Source organism: Caulobacter sp. GSs2 (genome assembly GCF_058680895.1).
Map to the genome: position 1 here is coordinate 3,122,628 of NZ_CM178725.1, position 25,034 is coordinate 3,147,661.

Here is a 25,034-nt window from a genome sequence, read left to right on the forward strand (position 1 = left end):
ATCGATTCAATCAGGTCGCCGAATGCTCTAGCTTAGGTTCCCGACCGCTTGTACGTGGCGGTGCAGCGTGCATTGCACTGGGCCCATTGGCTGGGACAGATGTCGTCGTCGCCGGCCTTGCAGAAATAGTAGCTCCGCGCGCAGGCGGCCCGGCACTGGCCGGCGTCGCCGCCCGGGCGGCTGGAGGCCAGCGGGATCAGCGGCTGCAGGGCGGTCTGCGGGACTGCGGCCACGGCGGGCGGCGGAGCCTTTTTCGGCGCGGGCTTCTGGTCGGCGCCGGCCGGCGAGGCCAGGGCGAGAGACACAAGCAGCAGGGCGAGGATGCGGCGCATGGGCGCGAGCCTAGGGCCCGGCGGTTAAGGTTTGGCTAACCATGTTTGCCTCTCCCCTTGCGGGAGAGGGTGGCCCGTGTGGCGGGTCGAGTGAGGGGTCTCGCGGGCCTTTCCGACAGGGCTTTCGACCCCTCATCCGTCGGCTGCGCCGACACCTTCTCCCGCAAGGGGAGAAGGGTCAGCCTTTCAGCTTCGCGATCAGCGCCATCGCCGCCGCCGGATTGCGCAGCTTGGCCCCGGAGATGAAATAGGCGAACACGTCGCCGCGCTGGGCCCAGTTGCGCGTCTGGGCGACCACGCCGTCCAGTTCCTCGGACGTCATGCCGGTCGGCTCGTCCTCGCGGCTGCACATCAGGCGGGCATAGGTGAAGTCGGCGGTCGGCTCGTCGATCCGGGGCCAGTCGGGCGACTCGTCGTCGACGGCATAGACGATGGCCGCGCCGTACTTTGCGGCCAGGTCATAGAAGGCCTGGGTCTGGAAGGTGGGGCTGCGCACTTCCAGTGCGTGGCGGGCAGGACGGCCGCCGATCTCCTTGGGCAACAGCTTGAGGAAGCCCTCGAAGTCGACGGGGTCGAACTTCTTGGTAGCCATGAACTGCCAGTTGATGGGGCCCAGCTTGGGACCCAGCTCTTCCAGCCCCTGGGTCAGGAATTTCTCCAGCGAGTCGTTGTTCTCGGACAGCACGCGGCGATTGGTGCAGTAGCGGCTGGCCTTGACCGAAAATACGAAGTCGTCGGGCGTCTCGTCGCGCCACTTTATCCAGCTGTTGGGCTTGAAGGTGGAATAGTAGGTGCCGTTGATCTCGATGCTGGTCAGGTTGGACGCAGCATATTTCAGCTCGTCCTTCTGCTTGACCGTGTCGGGATAGAACACGCCGCGCCAGGGCTCGAAGGTCCAGCCGCCGATGCCGGCCCGGATGACGCCTGTGGACATGTCTGTTCCCTTCCTGTTCCGCTGCGCACCCTAAGCGAGGCGCGAGGCGGTCGGCAAGGGGTGTCAGCCGCGAACCACGTTGCTGGGCGTTCCTGACGTGAAGGCTTCGATATTGCCCACGGTCACGGCCATGATCCGTTCCACCGCCTCCTGGGTGTCATAGGCCACGTGGGGCGTGACGATGACATTGGGCAGTTTCAGCAGGGCGTGGCTGGCGACCAGGGCGCGCAGGCCCTCGACGGCGGGCGGGGTTGCGGAGCGGAAGATCTGGGCCTCGTCGCGCAGCCAGGGCTCCTGGCTCAGCACGTCTAGGGCCGCCCCGGCGATCTGACCGGTCTGGAGGGCGTTGAGCAGGGCCTCGGCGTCGACCACCCCGCCCCGCGCGGTGTTGACCAATATGGCCGAGGGCTTCATCGCCGCAAACTGGGCTGCGCCGATCAGGCCTTCGGTGGCCGGGCCGCCGGGGATGTGCAGGGTCAGCACATCGCAGGCGGCGATCAGGGTCTCGAGCGGGACATAGGTGAAGCCCAGGGCCTTGGCCGCCGCCGGATCGGGCCGCATGTCGAAGGCGATGACGTCCATGTCGAAGCCCCTGGCGATCTTGATCACCCGCCGGCCGATCTGGCCCGTTCCGACCACGCCCAGGGTCTTGCCGCCCAGGTCAAAGCCCCGCAGCCCGCCCTGCGAGAAGTCGCCGCGCCGGGTGCGCTCGACGGCCTGGGGAAGCTTGCGAGCCAGGGCAAGCAGCAGGGCGAAGGCGTGCTCGCCCACGGTGGGGTCGCCATAGTCGGGGACGTTGCACACGGTGATCCTGTGCTCGCGGCAATAGTCCAGGTCGACATGGTCATAGCCGGTCGATCGGGTGGCGATCAGGCGCAGCTTGGGGAAGGCCGCCAGGGCCGCTGCGTCCAGGCGCGAGTCGATGAAGGTCGAGACGACCTCAGCCTCGGCGAAGCCGGGGCCGGCGACCTCCGCCACACAGGTCACGGTGTGGTCGCGGCTCAGGCCGTCGACGGCGGCGCGTTCCCAGTCTTCGGCTTCGAAGATGACGATGTTCATGGCGTGGGGTCCTGGTTGTCGCGTGTGTGGATAACGCGCGGTTGTGTCAGGCGCACCTCGGCGGTGATCAGCACTCCACCCGGTTGACCGACAGCCCCACGGCCAGCCCGCCCATCGAGGTTTCCTTGTAGATCTCGTTCATGTCTTCGCCGGTGCGCTTCATGGTGGCGATTACCTTGTCGAGGGAGACGCTGTGCTGGCCGTCACCCAGCAGGGCCAGGCGGGCGGCGTCGATGGCCTTGATGGCGCCCATGGCGTTGCGCTCGATGCAGGGGATCTGCACCAGGCCGCCGATGGGATCACAGGTCAGGCCCAGATTGTGCTCCATGCCGATCTCGGCGGCGTTCTCGATCTGGGCGTTGCTGCCGCCCAGAGCCGCGCACAGGCCGGCTGCGGCCATCGAGCAGGCGACGCCCACCTCGCCCTGGCAGCCGACCTCGGCCCCGCTGATCGAGGCGTTGCGCTTGTAGAGCGCGCCGATGGCGGCGGCGGTCAGCAGGAACACCCGGATCTGCTCGGGCGTGCCGTTGTAGAACCGCACGAAGAACCGCAGCACGGCCGGCACCAGCCCCGCCGCGCCATTGGTCGGGGCGGTGACCACCCGGCCGCCGGCGGCGTTCTCCTCATTGACCGCCATGGCCCACAGGTTGACGAAGTCCATGGCCGCCAGCGGGTCGCTGATCTGGCGCTCCATGCGGCCCTGGATGGTCTGGTGGATCTGGCGGGCCCGGCGCTTGACGTCGAGGCCGCCGGGCAGGATGCCGTCCTGGCGCATGCCCCGGTCGATACAGGCCTCCATGGCCGTGAAGATGCGGTCGATGCCGGCGTTCATGTCGTCCAGCGACATCCGGGCCAGCTCGTTGGCGCCCATCACCCCGGCGATCGACAGGCCGGCGTCGGCGGCCCGCTGCAGCAGGTCGGCGCCGCTTTCGAAGGGGTGGGGGATTTCAGGGCCGGCCTCGGGCGGCGCGTTGCTGCCCATCTCGAACTCGTCGCGCACGAAGCCGCCGCCGATCGAGAACCAGGTGCGTTCGGCCAGCACGGCGCCGGCCTTGTCATGGGCGACGAAGGTCAAGCCGTTGGGATGCTGGGGCAGGCGCTCATGGCCCAGCCAGACGATGTCGCGGGCCTCGTCGAAGGCGATGTCGATCTGGCCGCCCAGCTTCAGCGACTGGGTGGCGCGGGTCTCCAGCAGGGCCGCCTCGCCGGCGTCGGGATCGAGATCGGCCGGGACAAAGCCCATCAGGCCCAGCATCACCGCCCGGTCGGTGGCGTGGCCACGTCCGGTCAGGGCCAGCGAGGCGTAGAGGCGGATCTCGACCCGGGCGACGCCGGGCAGCTGGCCGTTGTCGCGCAGGCGGCCGACGAACAGCACCGCCGCCGTCATCGGGCCCATGGTGTGGCTGCTGGACGGACCGACGCCGAGCTTGAAGAGGTCGAAGACCGAGGCTGTCATGGGGGCATCCCGCTCTTCCGCGTGGCGGTGGGCGTTATCCGGTTCAAAACATGTTTGTCATCCCGGCCGCACCCCGGCGAAGGCCGGGGGAAGAGCCGGGACCCAGGGGCAAACCGCGATGCGCCGGCTCCTGGGTCCCGGATAGCCTCTGCGAGGCTTCCGGGATGACAAGATAGAGGTGCGGCCTACTTGCGCTGCGCCTTGGAGGCGTCGCGCGTGCCCTTGAACTCCGAACCCTCACCCCACTCGGGCCAGCGGGTGGAGTTGGCCAGATCCGCGCCCAGGCCCTGGATCAGGCTGATGTCGGCGGTCATGCCGTCCAGACGCCAGCCGTCGTTCCATTCGTCGGCCGGCTGGTGATAGGCGTTGATGCGATAGGCGTCGGCAAACGCCTTGCCGGCCGCCACGCCGCCCTCGACCAGATCCTCGCCCGAGCCGAACGAGATGGCCGGCACGCCGCGCTTGGCGAAGGGGAAGTGGTCCGAGCGGTAGAAGTAGCCGGCTTCCGTGGCCGGGTCGGGCGTGTAGGTGCGGTTTACCTTCTTGCCGTGGGCGATCAGGTCGTCCAGCAGGCCCAGCTTGGCGCTGCCCGAGATGGTGAAGTCTTTTGCCGGGCCGGCCGGATCCAGGGCGTCGGTGTTGAGCACGCCCACGGTCTTGGCCAGCGGATACAGCGGGTTGGCCGCGTAATATTCCGAGCCCAGCAGGCCCTTTTCCTCGGCGGTCACGGCCAGGAAGACCAGGGTGCGATCGGCGCGGGGGCTCTTGGCGAAGACCCGGCCCATTTCCAGCATGGCGGCGATGCCGGTCGCGTTGTCGACGGCGCCGTTATAGATCGTATCGCCCTTGGCGTCGGCCAGGCCTACGCCCAGATGGTCCCAGTGGCCGGTGAAGAACACGGTCTCGTCGGGGCGCTTGGCGCCGGTCAGCTTGCCGACCACGTTCTTGGACACGATCACCTTGGGCTCGACCGCGTAATTGGCCGAGAAGGTCGCGCCCTTCAGTTCCACCGGCTTGAAGTCGCGGCCTTGGGCCGCCTTCTTCAGGGCGTCGAAATCCAGGCCCGCGGCCTTGAACAGCTCGACGGCGGTGTCGCGCTGGATCCAGCCTTCCAGGGCCGGATGCGACTTGCTCGGCTCCTTGCGGACGATGTCGAACATCGTGTTGGTGTTGGAGTTCTTGACCGTGGCCCAGCCATACGAGGCCGGGGCCGTCTCATGCACGATCAGCAGGCCGGCGGCGCCCAGGCGGGCGGCTTCCTCGAACTTGTAGGTCCAGCGGCCGTAATAGGTCATGGCCTTGCCGCCGAAGTCGCCGGAACCGGTTTCGAAGTCGGGATCATTGATCAGCACGACGACGATCTTGCCCTTGACGTCCAGGCCCTTGAAGTCGTCCCAGTTGCGCTCCGGGGCCTTGACGCCATAGCCGGCGAAGACGATCGGGGCGTTCTGGATCGACACCTTGTCGACATTGGTCATGGCCGCGCGGATGGCGATCTGCTCGCCCTGGTTCAGGGCGATGTGGCTGTCGCCGACCATCATGTGGGCGCTGACCGGGCCCTTGATCTCGAACATGCCCAGCGGCACGTCCTGGGTCCAGGCGCGCTTGCCGTCCTTCAGGTCGCCACCGGGCTCCAGGCCTGCGGCCTGCATCTGCTCGACGATATAGGCGACCGTCTTGGTCTCGCCGGCCGTGGCCGGGCCGCGGCCCTCGAAGGCGTCGGAGGACAGGGTCTTGATGTGGGCGGCGAGGTTGACGGGGTCGATCTTCGGCGCGTCGGAGGCGTGCGCCAGCATGGGCGCGGCGATCAGGGCGGTGGCGAGCAGCAGGCGTTTCATCGTTGTCACTCTTTGGAGCAAATCTTGTCGTTGGCGCGGACCGTATCCGGGGTCTTGGGCGAGGGGAAGCCGGTTCGTTTCCTGGACAGGGATCGGCCTCTAAATCCGCTTTCCCCGGCGGCCCCAGGGCCATCGCACAGGCCCTGAAAGCCTGTCATCCCGGACAAGCCTGGCGAAGCCGGGCGCCGATCCTGGACCGCCGGAAGCGCTGAGTTCAGGCGTCGGTCCCGGATCTTCGCGCTGCGCGCTCGTCCGGGATGACACCGTTGTGGGGCTATCGGAAAACTAGATCGAACTGACCCGCCGCCCATCCACCGCCCAGCGTTCCAGCGTCTCGCCATCCCAGACGTGCAGGGCGTCATAGAGGTTGATGGTCGGATCGCAGTGGCCCGGCTGCAGCCAGACGATGTCGCCGACCTTGGGGGCATCGGCCGGGAAGGCGCGGGCCGGATCGGCGTCGGCGGCGGTCACCGCCCCGGCAAAACCCAGCGGATCGCGGCCGCCGGCCTTCAGCACGTCGATCATGGCGGGATGGGCGATCAGGCCGTGCTCGTCGCCCATGGGCCGCCACAGCGAGCCGGGCGCGGCGCCGGCGATGACGCGGGCCGGCGGGCCGTCCATCGATACGGCCTTGAAGCCGGCGTCGACCACCACGTGGCTCTTGTGGCGGGTCGAGACCACGCTGGACGCGATGTAGAGCGACGGCTCGAACGGCCAGTCGCCGCCGCCGGGCGCGCCGCAATCGTCATATTCGACATCCATCACGGCGTAGGAGCCGGCCTGCAGCTCGGTGAACACGCCCGACGCCAGGTCGAAGGCGTGGGTGCCGGTGCCGCCGCCGGTGACCACGGGCGGGGCCAGGCCGGCGGCGGTCAGCTCGGCGACCAGGGCCTTCAGCGTGGCGAAGGCGGCCTCGTCGGCCGAGCGGCGCAGGTCGCCGTCATCCATATGCTGCAGATGGCCCAGATAGGCCTGGAGGCCGGCAAAGCGCAGGCCCGGCGCGGCGTCGGCGGCGCGGGCCAGTTTCAGGGCCTCGTGCGGATAGGCGCCGGTGCGGTGGGTGCCCAGGTCGAGGTCCACCACCAGGTTCAGGATCGTCCCGGCCGCGACGGCGGCGTCGGACAATCGGTCGATCTGGCCCTCGTCATCGGCGGTGACGCCGATCGTGGCGCCGCCTTTGGCCAGAGCCGCCAGGCGCGGCGCGGCCCAGGGCGGCGGGGCGGCGGTGACCAGCACGTCGGTGATGCCGCCGGCCACGAAGGCCTCGGCCTCGCCGACCGTCTGGGCGCACAGGCCCACCGCGCCGCGCTCGATGATCAGCCGGCCCAGGGTCGAGCACTTGTGAGTCTTGCCATGGGCCCGCAGCCGCACGCCGGCGGCGGTGCAGAGCGCCTGCATGCGGTCGAGGTTGCGCAGGAGCGCGGCCTTGTCGACGACCAGCAGCGGGGTCTGGGGGAGGGCGGTGTGCGGTGGAAAGTTCATGTGTTTCTCGTCCCCAACCTTAGGCTTGTCATCCCGGGCGTAGCGTAGCGAAGACCCGGGACCGCAACAGGCTCAGAGCTTCCGGCGGTCCCGGCTCGCCGCGCTGCGCGCTTGGCCGGGATGACAACTTTTCAGATCTCGCCCGCCAACACCCGCGCAAACAAGCCCGGATCGACATTGCCGCCCGAAAGAACGATCGCGCTGGTCTTGCCCGCCACCGCGATCTTGCCCGCCAGCGCCGCCGCCAGGGCCACGCAGCCGCCCGGCTCGACCACCAGCTTCAGCACCGAGAAGGCGTAGCGCATGGCTTCCGCCACCTCGGCGTCGGTGACCGCGACAATGCCGGTCAGGGTCCGCTGGTTGATCGCAAAGGTCAGTTCGCCGGGGACCGGGGTCAGCAGGGCGTCGCAGATCGAGCGGGCGTTCGGATCGATGGTCTCGCGCTGGCCCGACAGCAGCGAGCGGCGGGTCTCGTCGAAGCCGGCCGGCTCGACGCCCCAGATGTCGGTGGCGGGCGACAGGGCGCGGACGGCGGTGCTGGTTCCGGCGATCAGACCGCCGCCGCCGACGCAGCACAGCAGCACGTCCAGCGAAGCGCCGCGCGCCGTGGCCTGCTCGACGATCTCGACGCCCAGCGTGCCTTGCCCCGCGATGATGTGCGGATCGTCATAGGACGGCACGACGACGCAGCCGCGCTGGGCCGCGATTTCGTCGGCGATCGCCACACGGTCTTCGGTGAAGCGGTCATAGAAGCGGATCTGCGCCCCAAAGCCCCGCGTGCCCGCCACCTTCACCGCCGGCGAGTCGGACGGCATGACGATCAGGGCCGGGCAGCCGACCAGCTGGGCCGCCAGGGCCACGCCCTGGGCGTGGTTGCCGGAGGAGAAGGCCACGACGCCGCGTTTTTTCTCATCGTCGGTCAGCTGGCTGAGGCGGTTATAGGCCCCGCGAAACTTGAAGGCCCCGGCCCTTTGCAGGGTCTCGGGCTTGAGCAGCACCCGGCCGCCCAGGCGCTCATTGAGGGCCGGGCTCTCGATCAGCGGGGTCTCGACGGCCTGGCCCTTCAGGCGGGCGGCGGCGGCCTGGATGTCGGAAAGTGTGATGGTCATGCGAAAGGTCTAGCTCGCACGCGGTCTGATCGAAACCCTTTGCGAGCTTCGCCGTTCAAGCCATAACCAGCGCCGGGTTTGGGCTGCTCAGGGATGTCCAGAATGAAGACCGTACTGTTCGCCGCCGCCGCTGTCGCGGTGCTGGGTTTTGCCGCGCCCGCGCTCGCGGGCGAAGTGTTTGTCGGCGCCTACAAGCACGACGTCACCTTCATCGGTGAGGCTGTGGGCCTGGGCGCCGCCGGGCGCGAGGACGGGGTCGACATCCATCTGGGCTATCGCACCGACCGCATCGAAAGCCTGACCTGGCTGGGCCGCCCGCAGGTCCATACCTTTGTGTCGCTCAACAGCGAAAACACCTCCAACTTCGTGGCGGTGGGCTTTGACTGGAAGATCGATCTGGGCGCGCAGGGCGGCTTCTATCTGCGCCCTGGGATTGGCCTGGCCTATACCGACGGCGAGGCCGGTCTGCCGCCGGCCAACGCCCCCAATCTGACGCCCGAGGAACGCGCGCGGCGCACCAACCTCTATTACACCCGCATCGATTTCGGCTCGCAGGTGCTGTTCGAGCCCGAGATCGCCCTGGGCTATCAGTTCAGCGACGCTTGGTCGGCCGAGCTCAGCTACACCCACCTGTCGAACGGCCAGATCTTCCATCAAGGCAAGAACCAGGGGCTTGACGACGTGGGGGTTCGGCTGGTCTACGCCTTCTGACTTCGCGAGGTGCCGGCTCGGCCGCGTCTCCGTCGCCGCCCAAAATCGAATAAACGTCTGCGGCCGAGTCCTGTCGAAGGGCCGCTGGACGTCACCGGGCAGGTGACAAGGCATATCTCTACCATGGCCAATGTGACCGTCGTCGGCGCCCAGTGGGGCGATGAAGGCAAGGGCAAGATCGTCGACTGGCTGTCCAACCGGGCAGACATCGTCGTGCGCTTCCAGGGCGGCCACAATGCCGGCCATACGCTGGTGGTCGACGGCAAGGTCTACAAGCTGGCCCTGCTGCCGTCTGGCGTCGTGCAGGGCAAGCTCTCGGTGATCGGCAACGGCGTGGTCGTCGATCCCTGGCACCTGCTGTCGGAGATCACCAAGATCGCCGAGCAGGGCGTGATCATCGGCCCCGACCTGCTGGTGCTGGCCGACAACGCCACCCTGATCCTGCCGCTGCACAAGGACCTGGACCAGGGTCGTGAAGCCGCCTCCAGCCAGAAGATCGGCACCACCGGTCGCGGCATCGGCCCGGCCTATGAAGACAAGGTCGGCCGCCGCGCCATCCGCGTCGCCGACCTGGCCGACCCCGAGGCCCTGAAGCCCAAGATCGAGCGCCTGCTCAGCCACCACGACGCACTGCGCCGGGGCCTGGGCCTGCCCGAGGCCGACGGCGCGGCGCTGTTCGAGCAGCTGATGGAGATCGCGCCGCAGATCCTGGCCTATGCCCAGCCCGCCTGGCGCTTGCTCGATCAGGCTCACAAGGCCGGCAAGCGCATCCTGTTTGAGGGTGCGCAAGGCGCCCTGCTGGACGTCGATCACGGCACCTATCCGTTCGTCACCTCGTCCAACACCGTCGCCGGCCAGGCCGCCGCCGGTTCGGGCATGGGTCCCAAGGGGCCGGGCTATGTGCTGGGCATCGTCAAGGCCTACACCACCCGCGTCGGCGAGGGGCCGTTTGCCTGTGAGCTGGACGACGAAGTCGGCAAGCACCTGTCGACGGTGGGCCGTGAGGTCGGGGTCAATACCGGCCGCGCCCGCCGCTGCGGCTGGTTCGATGCGGTGCTGGTCCGCCAGTCGGTGGCCATCAACGGCATCGACGGCATCGCCCTGACCAAGCTGGACGTGCTGGACGGCCTCAAGACCCTGAAGATCTGCGTCGGCTACAAGATCGGCGACCGCGAGCTCGACTATCTGCCGGCCGGCATGCGCGACCAGGCCGCCGCCGTGCCGATCTATGAAGAGATGGAAGGCTGGAGCGAAAGCACCGTCGGCGCCCGCTCGTTCAAGGACCTCAACGCCAACGCCATCAAGTATGTGCGCCGGGTCGAGGAACTGATCGGCGCTCCGGTGGCCCTGCTGTCGACCAGCCCCGAGCGCGACGACACCATCCTGATGCGCGACCCGTTCCAGGGGTAGGGCGCCGGCCAAGGTTGAGCTTAAAGGTTCCTGAAACCCGTTATGACCTAGCTTGATGCCACTAGGCGTTGCGAGGGTATGGACCTTGGGTCTGCGTGAGTTCCTGAATGACGGCCTAAACGGCGCGGCGCTCGAGATGAGTCGGCGCAGCGCCTCGGCCCGTCTGGCGGCGACAGTCCTGGCCGGCGGCCTGCTGGCTTTTTACTTCGGCGCCATGGCCTGCCTGGCCTGGCTGGCGGTGATCGGCGTCCTGGAAGGGCTTCTGCGGATCCTGCAGCGCTATGTCACGGCGCAGCCGCTGCAGTTGGTCGTGCCGTTGCGGCTGGGAATCCCGGCGGCCTACAGCATAGCCTGGGCGACCATGGCGGGGCTGAGCTGGGCCTATGGTCCGCCAAGCATGAAGTTTGCGGCCATTCTCTTCCTGTTTGGCCTGATGCTTGACGCCCTGAAGTATTCGGCGATCAGCCGTTCGGTCCTGTTGGCCATGGCTCCGCCGCCCTTCATTGCCTTGACGGTCGCCCCGCTGCTGGCCGGTGGCTTCAGAGCTTGGGATCTGGTGGTTGTGGCCGTCACCCTGGCCGCCCTGCTGGCCTATTTTCTGGATACGTCGCGCCGGATGCGCGCCAATGCCGTGGCGCTGGAGAAGGCCCAGGCCCAGGCGACCGAGGCCAGCCGGGCCAAGTCAGCCTTTGTGGCCATGATGAGCCATGAGCTGCGCACGCCGATGAACGGCGTGCTGGGTCTGGCCCATGCCCTGGGCTCCACCCGGCTGGATGCCCGGCAGGCCGACTATCTTGAGATGATCATCCAGTCCGGCGACGGCCTGATGACCATTCTCAACGACATTCTGGATCTGTCGAAGGTCGAGGCGGGCAAGCTGGAACTGGAGGCCGAGCCGTTTGAAATTCGCCGCCTGGCCAGTCAGATCCATCTGGTCTGGAGCCAGACCGCCCAGCTCAAGGGCCTGGCCCTGACGCTTGACGTCGCGCCCGAGACGCCGACCTGGCTGCTGGGTGATCCGTTGCGGGTTCGGCAGATCCTGCTGAACCTGGTCTCCAATGCGCTGAAGTTCACCGAGGCGGGACGCGTGGAGATCCGCATCGCCCCGGGCGAGGCCGGGGGCGTTGACATGGTTGTTGCCGATACGGGCGTCGGCCTCAACGACGAGCAGCAGGTCAGTCTGTTCAGTCCCTTCAGCCAGGGCGATCGTTCGACGGCGCGACGGTTCGGCGGAACGGGCCTGGGCCTGGCCATCAGCCGACACCTCGCCCAGTTGATGGGCGGCGAGATCACCGTGACCAGCGCGCCGGGACAGGGTTCGACGTTTCGGGTGCATCTGGCGCTGACCCCGGCCCAGGCGCCCGCCGCCCTTGAACCCGTCGGACCCTCGCTCACCCTTGAAGGGACCCGGGTGCTGGTCGTCGACGACAATCAGGTCAACCAGGCCGTGGCCCGGGCCATACTGGAAGCAGTGGGCATTGTCATCGAGACCGCCAGTGATGGTCGTCAGGCCCTGGAACGCTTGCGGATCGAGGATTTCGACGTCGTGCTGATGGATGTCCACATGCCCGAAATGGATGGGGTCGAGGCCGTGCGGCGCATTCGGGCCGGCGAGGGCGGCCGGAGCGACATTCCGATCCTGGCCCTGACCGCCGACGCTATGGCCGGCGAGGCCGAGCGCCTGCTGGCTCAAGGCTTTGACGACGCCCATCCCAAGCCGATCCAGCCGGCCGGTCTGCTGGCGGCCGTGGCGCGGATGAGCCGGTACCCGGCTGCGTCCGGAGGTCGGACCAAGGCGGTGCATTTCGCCCCGATCTGACTTTTCTGCCCAAGTATAGCCGCTCAATTAGCGAAACCTTAGCTCCGGAGCTCTAGAGCCAATAGGGTCTCCAGAGGGTCCTGTTCTTGTCAGTGCGTCGAAAACTCAAGCCGGTGCGCAGCAATGACCGGGTGACCCGCAGCCTGCGGGCGCTGGAGCGGACGGCCTCGACCAGTCGTGTGCTGAACCTGCTGGCCATCCAGGCCGACAGCGGGGGGCGCGCCGACTACGCCGAGCATCCGCTGTTTCGCAACCGGATCCTCAACACCGCCCTGATCCTCAAGCACCGCCTGCGCAGCGACGACATCTTCCTGTTCGACGAAGCCCAGGCGACGGCGACCAAGATCATCATCCCCTTCGACCGCAGCGATCTGGGCCTGGGCGGCCAGTCGTTCTTCGTGGGGCAGCGCGGCTGGGTCGATCTGCTGCAGGAAGCCTGCAACGACACCACCGACATGGTCCGCGACATCGCCACCCTGCGCATGATCGACATGCTGCCGTCGCTGGACCCCTTTTTGTTGCGCGAGCATCTGCGCCGCCACGGCATGACCGTCGCAGCCTGCTATTTCGCCCTCTCGGCGGCCGATCTGGAGCAGATGCAGGGCTTCGTCAGCCAGGAGATCTCGCGCCTGATCGATCTGGCCTATCGCGACACGGGCCGTTTCTCCGGCGCTCATGCAGCGCGGCTGGTCGAGGCCCTGCTGTCGACCGATGTCGACGAACGCCTTGAGCCGCTGCGCGAGACCCTGGTGCTGGAGGGCGAGAGCTTCAAGGAAGGCGTCTTCAGCTGGAAGGGCTTCCTCTATTACAAATGGATGCTGAGCCGGCTTTGGCCCCAGTTGGCGACCGTGAGCGCCGAGATCGGCCAGTTGGTCATCCCCGGGGCGCGTGACCCCGAGACCGCTCGCTATCTGGATGAGGCCCGCAAGCGCCTGCAGGCCAGCGTGATGCTCGAGCGCCAGGCCGTGCAGCGCACGCTGAAGGTCTATGACGACGCCTTCGAGGATCTGATCGAGAACGGCAGGCCGCAGGCTTTCCGCGCCTTCCTGCTGAGCGCGCCCGAACTGTTCCTGTCGCTGGGCGAAAAGGTCGGGGTGATCTCGCACATCGCCAGCTACTGGCGCTATCGCTTTCCGGCCGGGAGCGTGCCGACCGCCCAGGTCGACGAAGCCATCGATATATTCCAGGACTTCGAGGGCGGACTCAGTGTTTCCCTGACCAACTGACCTGACGTCGTCGTGCGCCTTATCAAGGTGATTTTTACGAACTGACGTTAAGGTTGGGGCATAGTCGCCCTTTGAGGAGCCGAGTACCCGGTGTTTGACGGCAATAACCGCACCCTTCAGCGTGTCGCCGCCAAGATTCAGCGGGTGCTGGTCGTTGACCCCAATCCGGCGACGGCGAGGCTGCTGGCTGACCAGTTGAGGCAGCTGGGCAATGTGCAGATCTATCCCGCCGTCACCGCCGAGAAGGGCTATGCGATGGCCCGCACGGTCGATCCGCAGCTGATCTTCGTCGAGCACGCCAGCGCCGGGATCGACGGCCTGATGCTGACCCGCAAGATCCGTCGCAGCGAACTGGTCTGCCGCGAGGCGCCGGTCATCATGTGCACCGCCGAGGCGACCGCCGAGGCGATCTTCGGGGCCCGCGACGCCGGGGTTCACGAATTCATGCGCAAGCCGTTCACGATCGGCGATCTGGAGCGCCGCCTCGAGGCGGTGACCCTCAAGCCGCGCGACTGGATCGAGGGTGTGGGCTATGTCGGCCCCGATCGCCGCCGCTTCAACTCGGCCGAATACAAGGGCCCGCGCAAGCGCAAGGCCGACGCCGCCGGCACGATCGCCGCGCGACTGTCCCAGGCGCTGCGCATCGTCCGCTCGGCCGCCGGGGCGCTGGACAGCGATCCCATGCAGGCCCGCCGCGCCCTGGCCGCCCAGGCGGTGGAGCTGCGCAAGGTCGGCGAGGCCGTCAAGGAGCCCCGCCTGGTCGCGGCCGCCGAGGCGCTGGACGACTGCATGAAGAGCGAGGCCCCGGGGGCTGAGGCTCGCGTCGCCCTGCTGGCGCGCATAGACTCGCTGATGGGCTTTATGGCCGCAGACGACGACGGGGGCCGGGGGGCGGCCTAAGCGCTCTTGCGGTCGCCGCCACTTGCCCCCTAGGGGCTGCTGACCGGTCAGGAGCGGGCGGGCCCGAGCCTGCCGACCACAAAAAAGGGCGGCGTCCTCGCGGACGCCGCCCTTCTTCGTTTCCGGAAAGTCTTCCGTCTAGAACGCCATGCGGGCGATCAGTTGGAAGACCGGACCGGCCTCTTCGCTCTCCAGCTCGTATTCGTCAAAGTCTCGCGACACTTGATCAGCGGTGCTGCCAAACTTGTTGAAGACCTCTTCCTTCTTGGCGTTCAGCAGGTTGGACCCGGTCAGACGGACCGTGAACTTGTCGCCAAAGCGCTTTTCCACAAACAGCTCCAGGTCGGCGCCGTAGTTGGTGGTGACCTCTTCGCCGATGATCCGGCCATAGGCCTCGCCCTGCTTGCGATAGGTGGCCCCGAAGGCGCCCCCGAAGGTGGGCAGGTCCTGGATGAAGCCGACGTTCAGCACATAGTCCGACTGGTCGTTGAACTTGCGGCTGCCGAAGGTGTCGTCGATGTCGCTGTCCAGCCAGGAGTAGTTAAAGAACACCCCGGTGTTCTCCAGGCCGAAGGCGGTCAGCGGGGTGGAGAGGTCGAACTCGATCCCCATCACCGTGCCGTCGCCGACGTTCTGGGTCTGCAGCAGCCGAGCCGGCGCGCCGGCCGAGCCCGTGCCGATGCTGGTCAGCTCGATCAGGTCGGTGACGTCGCGATAGAAGACGTTGACGCCGGCGACGCCGCGCGAACCCAGGCGGTGCTCATAGCCGACATCCAGGCCCCAGGCCGTTTCCGGCTTCAGGTTGGGATTGCCGATATAGTCGTTGTCGCCGAACTCTTCTTCCAGCGTGACCGGCGAGATCTGGTCGAAGCCCGGGCGACGGACCGTGCGGGCCACCGAGGCGCTGATGCGATCCTTGCCGGTCAGGCTCCACTTCAGGTGGGCCGAGGGCAGCAGTATGGCGTAGTCGGTCGAGGTGGAGCGCAGGGCGGGGGGGACCGTTTCGTCCTGGATGTCGACGTCGGTGGTTTCGTAACGGACGCCGGCTTGCCACTTCACGTCGCCGGCCTTGCCCGAGAGCATGACATAGGGGTCGAGGCGGGTTTCCTTGATGGCGCTGTCGCCGCCCGGGGCCGGAACATAGGGCTTGTCGGCGGGCGGGGTGGCGGACGGCAGGCTGTAGCGGTTACGCGGGATCTCGGTGATCAGCGTATCGCGGTCCTTCTGCTGGTACTGGACGCCGAACTCCGCATCGAAGCCGGCCAGAGCGCGCTTGTGCTCCAGCTTGGCGGTGAATTCCTTGTCTTCCAGCTCGGTCTTGGCCTTGTCGCCGGTGAAGCGGTCGCCATCCGGGAACGGGATGGCGTCGCGCAGATATTCGATCTCGTTCTCGAACTCATACTGGCTGTCGGTGAACACCGAATAGCCCAGCTTGACGGCCGTCTCGCCGCCCATCATCTCGCGCTTGAACTTGCCGTTGACCGACCAGTTGTCGGTCTGGATGTCGACGTTGTTGTCATTGACGGTCAGCAGGTCGGCGATCTGCTCGCGGCCGCCGCGATACTCCAGCGAGTCCTCGTCGGCCAGGCGATCGGTGCGGACATAGAAGCCGCTCAGGTCCAGCTCGCCGCCGGCCAGGGGCATGCGGTAGTTGGCGTTGAACGAATAGTCGGTGCCGTTGCGGACGTCCGACTGCAGTTCGGTGTTGTTCAGAGCCGCGCCGGGCGCATCATAGCGCCAGCTGGTCTTTTCCTTGGGGTTGCGGCGGCCCTGGATGTTGGCGCCGACCAGCAGGCGGCCGGGGCCGACCTCGCCGCCCCACACCGCGCCCAGCGTCTCGCGCAGGCGGCCGTCATTGAGGTAGATGCCGCCGGCCCGGATGAAGCCGCCGTCCAGGGCATAGGCGTCGCGCAGCACGATGTTCAGGGCGCCGGCCATGGCGTCGCCGCTGCGATTGGCCGAGGCGGAGCGCACCACTTCGATGCGCTCGATCATCTCGGCGGGAATGCGGTCGACGAAGAACGAGCGGTCGGCGCCGGCGCCGGGCACCTTTTCGCCGTTGATCAGGATCTGGGTGTAGGCCGCGTCCAGGCCGCGCAGGCGCGCGCCGTCCGATTCCAGCACGTCCGACAGGAAGGTGACGCTGGGCACGCGCTTGAGCGCATCGCCGGCGGTCAGGGGTTCGAAGCGCTGGAAGTAGTCCAGGCCATACTCCAGCACCGGGGCGGTCTGCTCGGAGCGGTTGCGATAGGCGATCTGGGCCTGGACGACGATTTCCGAGGCGGTCACCGGCGCATCTGCGGTGGCGATCGGGGCGTCTTCGGCGGCCGAAGCCGCAGCGGCGATGGCCAGGGGCGCGAGCGCCGCCAAGGCGAACAGCATGGTCTTTTTCATCGATAAATCCCCCATCCAGCGCCCAGGCTTCTGGACCGCGCGCCGCTTGATTTCACGGGGCAGGGCATAGTTTCGCCGGGAACCGACCGCCAGTGATGTTTGGTTGACGGTTTTGTCTCAAATTTGTGGCGGTACAGGGAAGATCCGTGCTCTGACTATCGGGGGCCAGAAGGGCGTTCCAGCCAATGGCGCAAGGCTCCACTGACCGCGCCGGGGGTCTCCATCGGGGTCATGTGACCGGCCTTGGGGATGACCAGCAGGTGCGAGCAACCGATGTCGCGGGCCATCTGGCGGTGACCGGAAGCCGGGGTGATGGCGTCATTTTCGCCACAGAGGATCAGCATCGGGCAGCGCAGGGCCCGCAGCGCCGCCTCGCCGTCTTCTCGCGGCAGGCTGTTCTGGCGGATGAACACCTCGCGACCCAGCCGCAGGGTCATGGCGGTGATCCGGCCCGTCAGCTCGGCGTCCGACAGGCGGGAGGGGTCGATATAGCTCTTCAGGATCGCGTGGCTGATGCCCAGAAACTCGCCCGGCTTGCGGGCGGCCTCGGTCAGGGCGTGGCGTCGCGCGGCGCGCTCGGGCGGGTCGACGCGGATCGAGGTGTCCAGCAGGGCCAGGCGCGCGATGCGCTGGGGCGCGATCCGGGCGATCTCCTGGGCCACATAGCCGCCCATCGAAAACCCGGCCAGGGCGAAGGTCGGCTCGGCCTCTGCCAGCACCGTCTCGGCCAGCTCGCGAAGGGTCTCGCCGCGCGTCAGGTCGGGGACGTGCGGGCGGGCCACATCGGCGAGGCCGCTGATCTGGTCGCGCCACAGCTCGGCGTCGTTCAGCAGGCCGGGCAGCAGGATGAGCTGGGGGAGGGCGGCGGCGGTCATCGACCGGTCATAGCATCATGCCCCGCCGTCTTTCCTCTTCCAAAGCAGGCGGGCCTCTCTCAAAGCAGGCGGGGCCCGGGCCTTGCCAAGCCTTTGCCGATCTTGCATCAGTGATGTTATATCGTAACGTCTCTGAATTGACCCGGAATGCCCCGAGCGCCGACTTCTCGCCTGTCTGTTTCGCCCTTCACGGTCGGTGACGTCTGGATGCGCGCGCTGGTTCCTGGCAGCCCCTTCGACGGGATGTCCGCCAATCGCGATCCGGCGGGTGGAAACGCCTGGTCGGTCCGTCGTCACTCCCCCAAAGCCTGAGTAAAAGATCGATGCGTTTCCTGAAGCTGGCTCCCGTGCGGGTCGTTCTGGCCGCTTGCGCCCTCGGCGCGCCGGGAGAGGCGCTGGCCCAGAGGGTCAATGACAACGCCGTGGCCGGCGCCGAGGACGCCTTTGGCGCCAGCATCGGCAATGAGCGGGTGGGCCTCTACAGCAGCAGCGAGGTTCGGGGCTTCTCGCCGATCACGGCGGGCAACATCCGGATGGAGGGGCTGTATATGGACCGTCCGGCCTCGTTCACCGACCGGCTGGTCGAGAGCAATGTGGTGCGTGTGGGCCTGGCCGCCCAGAACTATCTGTTTCCCGCGCCGACGGGCATCGTCGACTACCGCATTCGTCCGGCGGGCGATCGGCGTGTGGTCAGCCTGGTGGCTGGCTATGGGCCCATGGGCGGCGGGCGGATCGAGATCGACAGCCAGATCCCGTTGAGCGACACCCTCAGCCTGGTCGCCGGCGTCGCGGGCTTCGACGACGAGTTCGCCAGCGGGGCGGACGCGGTCTACGGCTCCTACGCCCTGGCCGCGCGCTGGCGGCCGATGGACAAGGTGCTGGTCCTGCCGTTCTGGAGCCGGGTTGATACCTGGGATCGCGAGGCCACGGCTCTCCATGTCGCCGCGCCTGGCGTCCTGCCCGAGTCCGTCGCCCGTCGTCGCTATGCGGGACCGGCCTGGGCCGACTATCGAAACATCGCGACGAACGCCGGCGTTCTGACCCGCGCGGCGCTGCCGGGCGGTTTCGATCTCGCGGTCGGGCTGTTCCGGTCGGTGAACGACACGCGCGAGAACCATGCCCTGGTGCTGACCAATGTTCAGGCCGACGGGTCGGCCCTGCGACGGATCAGCCGCGATCCGCGCCAGAAGCTGGCCTCGACCAGCGGGGAGATCCGGCTCAGCAGCGCGCTGGTGAGGGGTGATTGGGCGCACGCCCTTCACGCGTCCCTGCGCGGCCGCCAGCGGGAAAGCCTCTATGGCGGCGGGGCCAGTCTGAACCTGGGCGCAACCCATGTCGAAGATCGCGTCGACATCGTCGAGCCCGTGTTTGCCCTGGGCACGCGGACGCGGGACGAGGTCGAGCAATGGACGGGCGGGCTGGCCTATGATCTGCGCTGGCGCCGACGCGGGTCCCTGAGCCTGGGCCTGCAGCGGGCCGACTATCGCAAGACCGTCCAGCGCCCTGACCGCGACCGCGCCGTGGCCCATGACCCGGCCTGGCTCTACAACGCCGCCGCCTCGTGGACCGTGACGCCGCGCCTGGCGCTTTACGGCAGCGTGACCCGAGGCCTGGAAGAGAGCGGCGTCGCGCCCGACAGCGCGGCCAATCGCACCCAGGCCCTGCCGGCGATCATCACCGACCAGTGGGACGCGGGCGTGCGCTGGGTGCTGCCGCGTAATCTGCGCATGGTGGCGGGCGGCTTCCAGGTGCGTAAGCCCTACTTCGCGGCCGACGACGCCAACGTCTTTCGCGAGATGGGATCGGTGCGCCATCGCGGCGTCGAGGTCAGCCTGACCGGTTCGCCTGTCGAAGGCCTGTCGGTGGTGGCCGGGGCGGTGCTGATGCGGCCGCGCGTCACCGGCGCGCCGGTGCGGGAAGGGCGGATCGGCCGTGAGCCGGTTGGCCAGACCCAGCGGGTGCTGACCCTCAGCGGAACCTGGGCCCTGCCCGTCGAGGGGCTGGCGTTCACCTTCGCGGCCAACAACCACGGCCGCCGCGCCGCTGACCAGTCGAACCGGACCCATACGCCGGCGGCGACGATCCAGGACGCCGGCCTGCGCTACCGCTTCGACATCGGCGACAAGCCGGCCCTGCTGCGCGCCCAGGTGACCAATCTTGCCGACACCTTCGACTGGAAGGTGATCAGCAGCGGCGCCTTCGAGGTCAACGCCCCCCGGACGGCGACGGTATTCCTGACCGTCGACTTCTAGAGACTAGCAAACAGCGCCAACAAAAAAGGGAGCGCCGCGGCGCTCCCCTGATCGTCATCCTCGCCCCGAGACCGGAGCGTCGTGGTCGCTTCAGGCTTCGACCATGTTCTTGGCGATGGCAGCCTCGCGCATGCTCTTCTGCAGCTTTTCGAAGGCCCGCACCTCGATCTGGCGAACCCGTTCGCGGCTGACGCCGTAGTGGGTGGCCAGGTCTTCCAGGGTGGTGGGGTCGTCCTTCAGCCGGCGCTCGGTCAGGATGTGACGTTCGCGGTCGGTCAGTTCGACCATGGCTTCCTGGAGGAGGCCCATGCGCAGGGCCTTCTCTTCGTTCTCGGCGACGACGGTCTCTTGCGAAACCTGGTTGTCGTCGGCCAGCCAGTCCTGCCACTCGCTCTCGCTGTCCGAACGCAGCGGGGCGTTCAGCGAGGCGTCAGGGCCCGACAGACGGCGGTTCATCGAGATGACCTCGCTGTCCAGCACGCCCAACTTGGTTGCGATGGCGCTGACCTGGTCGGGACGCAGGTCGCCGTCCTGGAAGGCCTCGATCTGGCTCTTGGCCTTGCGCAGGTTGAAGAACAGCTTCTTCTGCGCGGCGGTCGTGCCCATCTTCACCAGCGACCACGAGCGCAGGATGTATTCCTGGATCGAGGCGCGGATCCACCACATGGCGTAGGTGGCCAGGCGGAAGCCCTTGTCGGGCTCGAACTTCTTGACCGCCTGCATCAGGCCCACATTGCCTTCGGAGATCACTTCGCCGATCGGCAGGCCATAGCCGCGATAGCCCATGGCGATCTTGGCCACCAGACGCAGGTGGCTGGTGACCATCTTGTGGGCGGCTTCGGAGTCCTGATGTTCTTTCCAGCGCTGGGCGAGCATGAATTCCTCGTCCTTGGGAAGCATCGGGAACTTGCGGATCTCGGTGAGATAGCGCGACAGGCCGCCGTCAGGCGACATCACCGACAAAGAGCTAACGGCCATACGAATTACTATCCCCTTGGGCTGACGGGTCGCCCGCCTTATCCCCTCACAACAGGTGAGATAGGAAGCGGTTGCGGCCAAGTTAAGCCCGGTAACGCATTTGTAATGTCCGAGCGCTGGGCTCGGGTATTGAACACCCCAACCCTGACCTTGAATCAGGGCGCCTTCGCGGCGATCTTCAGGGGGAAAGTTTGCGCAAAGGTAAGTCGGGATGTTCCGTTTTGTTTTTCGGGTGTTGTTCGCCGCCCTGGGCCTGTGGCTGGCGGATCGCCTGCTGGGCGGGATCTCGGCCGACGGCTGGCCGACCCTGATCCTGGCCGGCCTGCTGCTGGGGCTGGTCAATGCGGTGGTCAAGCCGGTGGTGGTGCTGCTGACCTTCCCGATCACCATCCTCAGCCTTGGCCTGTTCCTGTTTGTGGTGAACGCCGCCATGCTGGGCCTGGTGGCCTGGCTGCTGGACGGTCTGGTGGTCAACGGCCTGATGTCCGGCATCCTGGGCTCGATCATCGTCGGCGTGGTCAGCTGGGCCGGTCAGGTGATGATCGGCGATAGCAAGGGCCGCGACGAAGCCTGAGGGGCTACCCAAACGGAAAGCTGCCCCGCGCGCCCAACTTGATCTAACCTTCCTGAACAGACGCGGCGGCCATGGGACCGCTGCGCGGGAGGAGCGCTCACGATGAGCATTGCCGGCGTCAACCATCTGGCCCTGGTCTGCCGCGACATGGCGGAGACCACCCGGTTCTACACCCAGGTCCTGGGCATGCCCCTGGTCAAGACCGTGCAGCTGCCGGACGGCGGCCAGCACTTCTTCTTCGACTGTGGCGGCGGCTCCAGCCTGGCCTTCTTCTGGTGGGCCGACGGGCCGCCGGCCGCGCCGGGGATCGCGTCGGTCAAGGCCTTCCCGCAGGAGCCGCGCACCGCCGTGGGCTCGATGAACCACATCGCCTTTTCCGTGCCCGAAGACGAGCTTGAGACCTGGCGCCAGCGCCTGGTCGACGCCGGGGTCGAGACCTTCCCGATGGTGGTCAATCACGACGACAGCGAGATGGGCGTGGCGCACAGGAACCACGACGGCGTCTTCGTGCGCTCGGTCTATTTCACCGACCCCAACGGCATCATGATGGAGCTGGCCGCCTTCACCCGGCCGTTCACGCCCGCCGATGTGCGCCACGAACCGGGCTCGGCCCGCGTTCCGGCGGAGGCCTGAGATGCCGCGCCTGCGCGAGGTTCCCCGCGCCGAGGTGACCGATCCCAAGGTGCTGGCCCTGTACGACCAGCTGTTCGGCGCCTGCGACCCGGTGGCCCAGCCCGGCACCGCCACGGGCACGCGCGGCGACTGGTGGACGGTCTTTGCCAACAGCCCCGATGTGCTGATGCACGCCGCGCGCGGCTTTGGCCTGTATCGCGACCCGGCCCGCAAGATCGATCCGGTGCTGCGGGAACTGGCCCAGACCCGGGCCGGCTGGACGCGGGGCAGCCAGTTCGTGTTCTCCCAGCACTGCAAGTCGCTGCGGGGTCTGGGTGTCAGTGAAGACAAGATCGCCGCCGTGCCGGCCTGGCAGGTCTCCGACGTGTTCGACGCCAGGGAGCGCGCGGTGCTGGCCTATGCCGACGCCCTGGTGCTGGACGGCGGGCGGGTGGCCGACGGGGTGTTCGAAGCCCTGAAGGCCTTTCTGGACGACGAGCAGATCCTGGAGCTGACCTACATCACCTGTCTCTACGAGATGCACGCCGTGATGAGCCGGGCCCTGCGCCTGGAGTTTGACGATCGTCCCGAGGCGGTGGTCGAGGTCGCCGCGCCGACAGGCTTTGCGGCGCGGGATTTCATGGATACGGGGTCGGCGGACAAGTCACGGTAAATGCCGCCGCAAACACTGTGACGCCGGCATGAAGTTTTCGCGAAACAAGGCCCTAAAGTACCCAAATTAGGGCGCCGTTAGCTCGGCCATGGTCCCTACGGCTCCAGTGGAGGCGTAGTCATGTTCACCTTGCGAGATACCGTTTCTTCCCTGGCCCCGGCGCGGCGCGACGATATGGGCAAGGTGCTCTACGAGCGGTTCCGCGAGGAGCCCGACACGCTGATCATTCCGGTGCTCGACGACGAGGACCGCCCGATCGGTCTTGTCGAGCGCAACGCCTTCTTCCTGCGCATGGCGGCCGAATATGGCCGCGCCCTGTACGCCAACCGCCCGATCTCAGCCCTGATGGATGTCGAGCCCCTGGTGGTCGACGCCGACACCCCCCTGGCCGAGTTCACCAGCGACAGCCTGTCCTATCGCGCCTCCGACCTTCTGCGCGGTTTCATCGTCACCGACGGCGGCCGCTATCTGGGCGTGGGTACGGTGCTGGCCCTGCTGCAGGCCGCCAACGAGACCAACCGTCGGGGCGTGGTGGAGCTGGCTGCCGCCAAGGCCGACGCCGAACGCGCCCAGACCTTCATGACCGCCGTGGTCGAGGCCATGCCCTCGATGGTCTTCGTCAAGCGGGCCGATGATCACCGCTATGTGCTGCTCAACCGGGCCGGCGAGAGGACCCTGGGCTTCTCGCGCGGCGAGGTGATCGGCCGAACCGACGCCGAGTTCCACCCGGCCGAGCAAGCGGCCATCTATGTCGAGCGCGACCGCGAAGTGCTGAAGTCCGGCGAGGTGCGCATCATTGAGGAAGACCTGGTGCCGCGCAAGGATGGCTCCCTGGCCATTCTCCGCACCAAGAAGATCGCCATCAATGACGCCGACGGCCGGCCCGAATACCTGTTGGGCATCTCTGAGGACATCGCCGACCGCAAGCGCGCCGAGGCCCAGATCGCCCGCCTGGCCCACTATGACCCCCTGACCGAACTGCCCAACCGCGTGCTGTTCCAGAAGGACCTGGGCGAGGCCCTGGCCCGCCGCTCACGCACCGGCGACCAGTTGGCCGTGCACTTCATCGACCTGGACCGCTTCAAGACCGTCAACGACACCCTGGGCCATCCGCTGGGCGACGCCCTGCTGCGCATCGCCGCCGAGCGCCTGCGCGGCTGCGTGCGCGAAGGCGACACCGTGGCCCGCCTGGGCGGTGACGAGTTCGCCGTGGTCCAGACTGGTCTTACCGACCTGACCGGCGCCACGAGGCTTGCCGAGCGCGTGGTCGAGGCCATGGCCGCGCCTTTCGACCTGCAGGGCCATCAGGTGATGATCGGGGCCAGTGTCGGGGTCTCGGTCGCGCCGTCCGACGGCGACAACCCCGACGAACTGCTGAAAAAGGCCGACATGGCCTTGTATCGCGCCAAGGCCGACGGCCGTGGGGCCTTCCACTTCTTCGAGCGGGCCATGGACGAGCAGCTTCAGGCGCGCCGGGCCCTGGAACTGGACCTGCGCCGCGCCCTGGTGGCCGGCGAGTTCCAGCTCTACTACCAGCCGCTGTACCATCTGGGCGACGACCGGGTGACGGGCTGCGAGGCGCTGCTGCGCTGGAACCATCCCGATCGCGGCATGGTCTCGCCGGCCGACTTCATTCCCATCGCCGAGGAGATCGGCCTGATCGTCCAGCTGGGCGAATGGGTGCTGCGCGAGGCCTGCGCCGAGGCCGCCACCTGGCCCGACCATGTGCGGCTGGCGGTCAATCTGTCGCCGGCCCAGTTCCGCGACCGCGCCCTTGTGCGCACCGTGATCTCGGCCCTGGCGGTGTCAGGTCTGTCGGCCGAGCGGCTGGAACTGGAGATCACCGAGTCGGTGCTGCTGCAGGACAACGCCGCCAACATGACCATGCTGCACGACCTCAAGGCCCTGGGCGTGCGCATCTCGATGGACGACTTCGGCACGGGCTACAGCTCGCTCAGCTATCTGCGCAGCTTCCCGTTCGACAAGATCAAGATCGACCAGACCTTCGTCCGCGACATCCTGGAAGACAGCGACGCCATGGCGATCATCAAGGCCGTGCTCGACCTGGGCGCCAGCCTGGGCATCGTCACCACGGCCGAGGGCGTCGAAACCGTCGAGCAGCTCAACGCCCTGCGCGATCAGGGCTGCGCCGAGATCCAGGGCTATTTCATCAGCCGGCCCGCCCCGGCCAGCGAGATCGCGCGCATGCTGGGCGTCGAGGCGCGCGATCTGCGCGCGCCGGCAGGTCGCCAAGCCGTGCTGACCTTCGCTCACAAGGAGGCTCCGGCCGTGAAGCCGCGCTCCAAGAGCGGCGTGCGAAGGGCGAAAGCCTAGACGCCGTCGGGCGGGCTGATCGACAGCTGAACGACCATTTGAAACTGCTCTCGCCGGCCTTCGCCG

20 protein-coding genes are annotated in these 25,034 nt (G+C 67.5%); 10 read left to right on the forward strand and 10 right to left on the reverse strand.

Annotated features, from left to right (window positions below; translation table 11 throughout):
- Nucleotides 1–32: 32 nt before the first annotated feature.
- From ACW17Z_RS15195 to ACW17Z_RS15225, 7 genes are all read right to left on the reverse strand, one after another.
- Complete coding sequence (locus ACW17Z_RS15195; protein ID WP_492056601.1) at nucleotides 33–332, reverse strand: hypothetical protein; 300 nt, start codon at nucleotides 330–332, stop codon at nucleotides 33–35.
- 178 nt (nucleotides 333–510) lie between these two features.
- Nucleotides 511–1,266: a DUF72 domain-containing protein gene (locus ACW17Z_RS15200; protein WP_492056602.1), complete on the reverse strand. Its 756-nt coding sequence runs from the start codon at nucleotides 1,264–1,266 to the stop codon at nucleotides 511–513.
- Between the two features lie 63 nt (nucleotides 1,267–1,329).
- Nucleotides 1,330–2,325, reverse strand: coding sequence for a hydroxyacid dehydrogenase (locus ACW17Z_RS15205; protein ID WP_492056603.1), 996 nt, complete (start codon nucleotides 2,323–2,325; stop codon nucleotides 1,330–1,332).
- A gap of 67 nt (nucleotides 2,326–2,392) precedes the next feature.
- The gene (locus ACW17Z_RS15210) at nucleotides 2,393–3,781 is read right to left on the reverse strand and encodes an L-serine ammonia-lyase (protein ID WP_492056604.1); all 1,389 of its coding nucleotides are present in this window, start codon (nucleotides 3,779–3,781) and stop codon (nucleotides 2,393–2,395) included.
- Nucleotides 3,782–3,966: 185 nt separating this feature from the next.
- A complete protein-coding gene (locus tag ACW17Z_RS15215; RefSeq protein WP_492056605.1) occupies nucleotides 3,967–5,619 on the reverse strand; it encodes a M28 family metallopeptidase in 1,653 nt (550 codons plus the stop codon).
- A 285-nt stretch (nucleotides 5,620–5,904) separates the two neighbouring features.
- Nucleotides 5,905–7,101, reverse strand: a complete 1,197-nt coding sequence (locus ACW17Z_RS15220) for an alanine racemase (protein ID WP_492056606.1) — start codon at nucleotides 7,099–7,101, stop codon at nucleotides 5,905–5,907.
- A 131-nt stretch (nucleotides 7,102–7,232) separates the two neighbouring features.
- Nucleotides 7,233–8,210 carry a threonine ammonia-lyase gene (locus ACW17Z_RS15225; RefSeq protein WP_492056607.1) on the reverse strand — a complete coding sequence of 326 codons (978 nt, stop codon included), beginning with the start codon at nucleotides 8,208–8,210 and terminating at the stop codon, nucleotides 7,233–7,235.
- A gap of 102 nt (nucleotides 8,211–8,312) precedes the next feature.
- On the opposite strand from ACW17Z_RS15225, the gene ACW17Z_RS15230 reads away from it, so the two are divergent.
- From ACW17Z_RS15230 to ACW17Z_RS15250, 5 genes are all read left to right on the forward strand, one after another.
- Nucleotides 8,313–8,921, forward strand: coding sequence for an acyloxyacyl hydrolase (locus tag ACW17Z_RS15230; RefSeq protein ID WP_492056608.1), 609 nt, complete (start codon nucleotides 8,313–8,315; stop codon nucleotides 8,919–8,921).
- Nucleotides 8,922–9,044: 123 nt separating this feature from the next.
- The gene (locus ACW17Z_RS15235; protein WP_492056609.1) at nucleotides 9,045–10,331 is read left to right on the forward strand and encodes an adenylosuccinate synthase; all 1,287 of its coding nucleotides are present in this window, start codon (nucleotides 9,045–9,047) and stop codon (nucleotides 10,329–10,331) included.
- 85 nt (nucleotides 10,332–10,416) lie between these two features.
- Entirely contained in the window at nucleotides 10,417–12,150 is a 1,734-nt protein-coding gene (locus ACW17Z_RS15240) for an ATP-binding protein (protein WP_492056610.1), read from the forward strand.
- Nucleotides 12,151–12,236: 86 nt separating this feature from the next.
- On the forward strand, nucleotides 12,237–13,376 hold the full coding sequence (locus ACW17Z_RS15245) for a hypothetical protein (RefSeq protein ID WP_419318327.1): 1,140 nt from the start codon (nucleotides 12,237–12,239) through the stop codon (nucleotides 13,374–13,376).
- 90 nt (nucleotides 13,377–13,466) lie between these two features.
- Nucleotides 13,467–14,276 (forward strand): response regulator, encoded by an 810-nt coding sequence (locus ACW17Z_RS15250; RefSeq protein WP_419318325.1) that lies wholly within the window; start codon nucleotides 13,467–13,469, stop codon nucleotides 14,274–14,276.
- Nucleotides 14,277–14,414: 138 nt separating this feature from the next.
- Here the strand turns inward: ACW17Z_RS15250 and ACW17Z_RS15255 are convergent, their stop codons facing one another.
- Both ACW17Z_RS15255 and ACW17Z_RS15260 read right to left on the reverse strand, forming a co-directional pair.
- Nucleotides 14,415–16,670 (reverse strand): TonB-dependent receptor plug domain-containing protein, encoded by a 2,256-nt coding sequence (locus ACW17Z_RS15255; protein ID WP_492056611.1) that lies wholly within the window; start codon nucleotides 16,668–16,670, stop codon nucleotides 14,415–14,417.
- 155 nt (nucleotides 16,671–16,825) lie between these two features.
- Nucleotides 16,826–17,545 carry an alpha/beta fold hydrolase gene (locus ACW17Z_RS15260; RefSeq protein WP_492056612.1) on the reverse strand — a complete coding sequence of 240 codons (720 nt, stop codon included), beginning with the start codon at nucleotides 17,543–17,545 and terminating at the stop codon, nucleotides 16,826–16,828.
- 323 nt (nucleotides 17,546–17,868) lie between these two features.
- On the opposite strand from ACW17Z_RS15260, the gene ACW17Z_RS15265 reads away from it, so the two are divergent.
- On the forward strand, nucleotides 17,869–19,797 hold the full coding sequence (locus ACW17Z_RS15265; RefSeq protein ID WP_492056613.1) for a TonB-dependent receptor domain-containing protein: 1,929 nt from the start codon (nucleotides 17,869–17,871) through the stop codon (nucleotides 19,795–19,797).
- 90 nt (nucleotides 19,798–19,887) lie between these two features.
- Here the strand turns inward: ACW17Z_RS15265 and rpoH are convergent, their stop codons facing one another.
- Nucleotides 19,888–20,775 carry an RNA polymerase sigma factor RpoH gene (rpoH, locus tag ACW17Z_RS15270; RefSeq protein WP_492056614.1) on the reverse strand — a complete coding sequence of 296 codons (888 nt, stop codon included), beginning with the start codon at nucleotides 20,773–20,775 and terminating at the stop codon, nucleotides 19,888–19,890.
- A 211-nt stretch (nucleotides 20,776–20,986) separates the two neighbouring features.
- On the opposite strand from rpoH, the gene ACW17Z_RS15275 reads away from it, so the two are divergent.
- The 4 genes from ACW17Z_RS15275 (at nucleotide 20,987) to ACW17Z_RS15290 (ending at nucleotide 24,968) form a co-directional block, all read left to right on the forward strand.
- Complete coding sequence (locus ACW17Z_RS15275; RefSeq protein ID WP_419318315.1) at nucleotides 20,987–21,349, forward strand: phage holin family protein; 363 nt, start codon at nucleotides 20,987–20,989, stop codon at nucleotides 21,347–21,349.
- 102 nt (nucleotides 21,350–21,451) lie between these two features.
- Nucleotides 21,452–21,982, forward strand: a complete 531-nt coding sequence (locus ACW17Z_RS15280; RefSeq protein ID WP_419318313.1) for a VOC family protein — start codon at nucleotides 21,452–21,454, stop codon at nucleotides 21,980–21,982.
- Between the two features lies 1 nt (nucleotide 21,983).
- Nucleotides 21,984–22,634: a carboxymuconolactone decarboxylase family protein gene (locus ACW17Z_RS15285; RefSeq protein WP_492056615.1), complete on the forward strand. Its 651-nt coding sequence runs from the start codon at nucleotides 21,984–21,986 to the stop codon at nucleotides 22,632–22,634.
- A gap of 120 nt (nucleotides 22,635–22,754) precedes the next feature.
- The gene (locus ACW17Z_RS15290; protein WP_492056616.1) at nucleotides 22,755–24,968 is read left to right on the forward strand and encodes a putative bifunctional diguanylate cyclase/phosphodiesterase; all 2,214 of its coding nucleotides are present in this window, start codon (nucleotides 22,755–22,757) and stop codon (nucleotides 24,966–24,968) included.
- Nucleotides 24,969–25,034 lie beyond the last annotated feature (66 nt).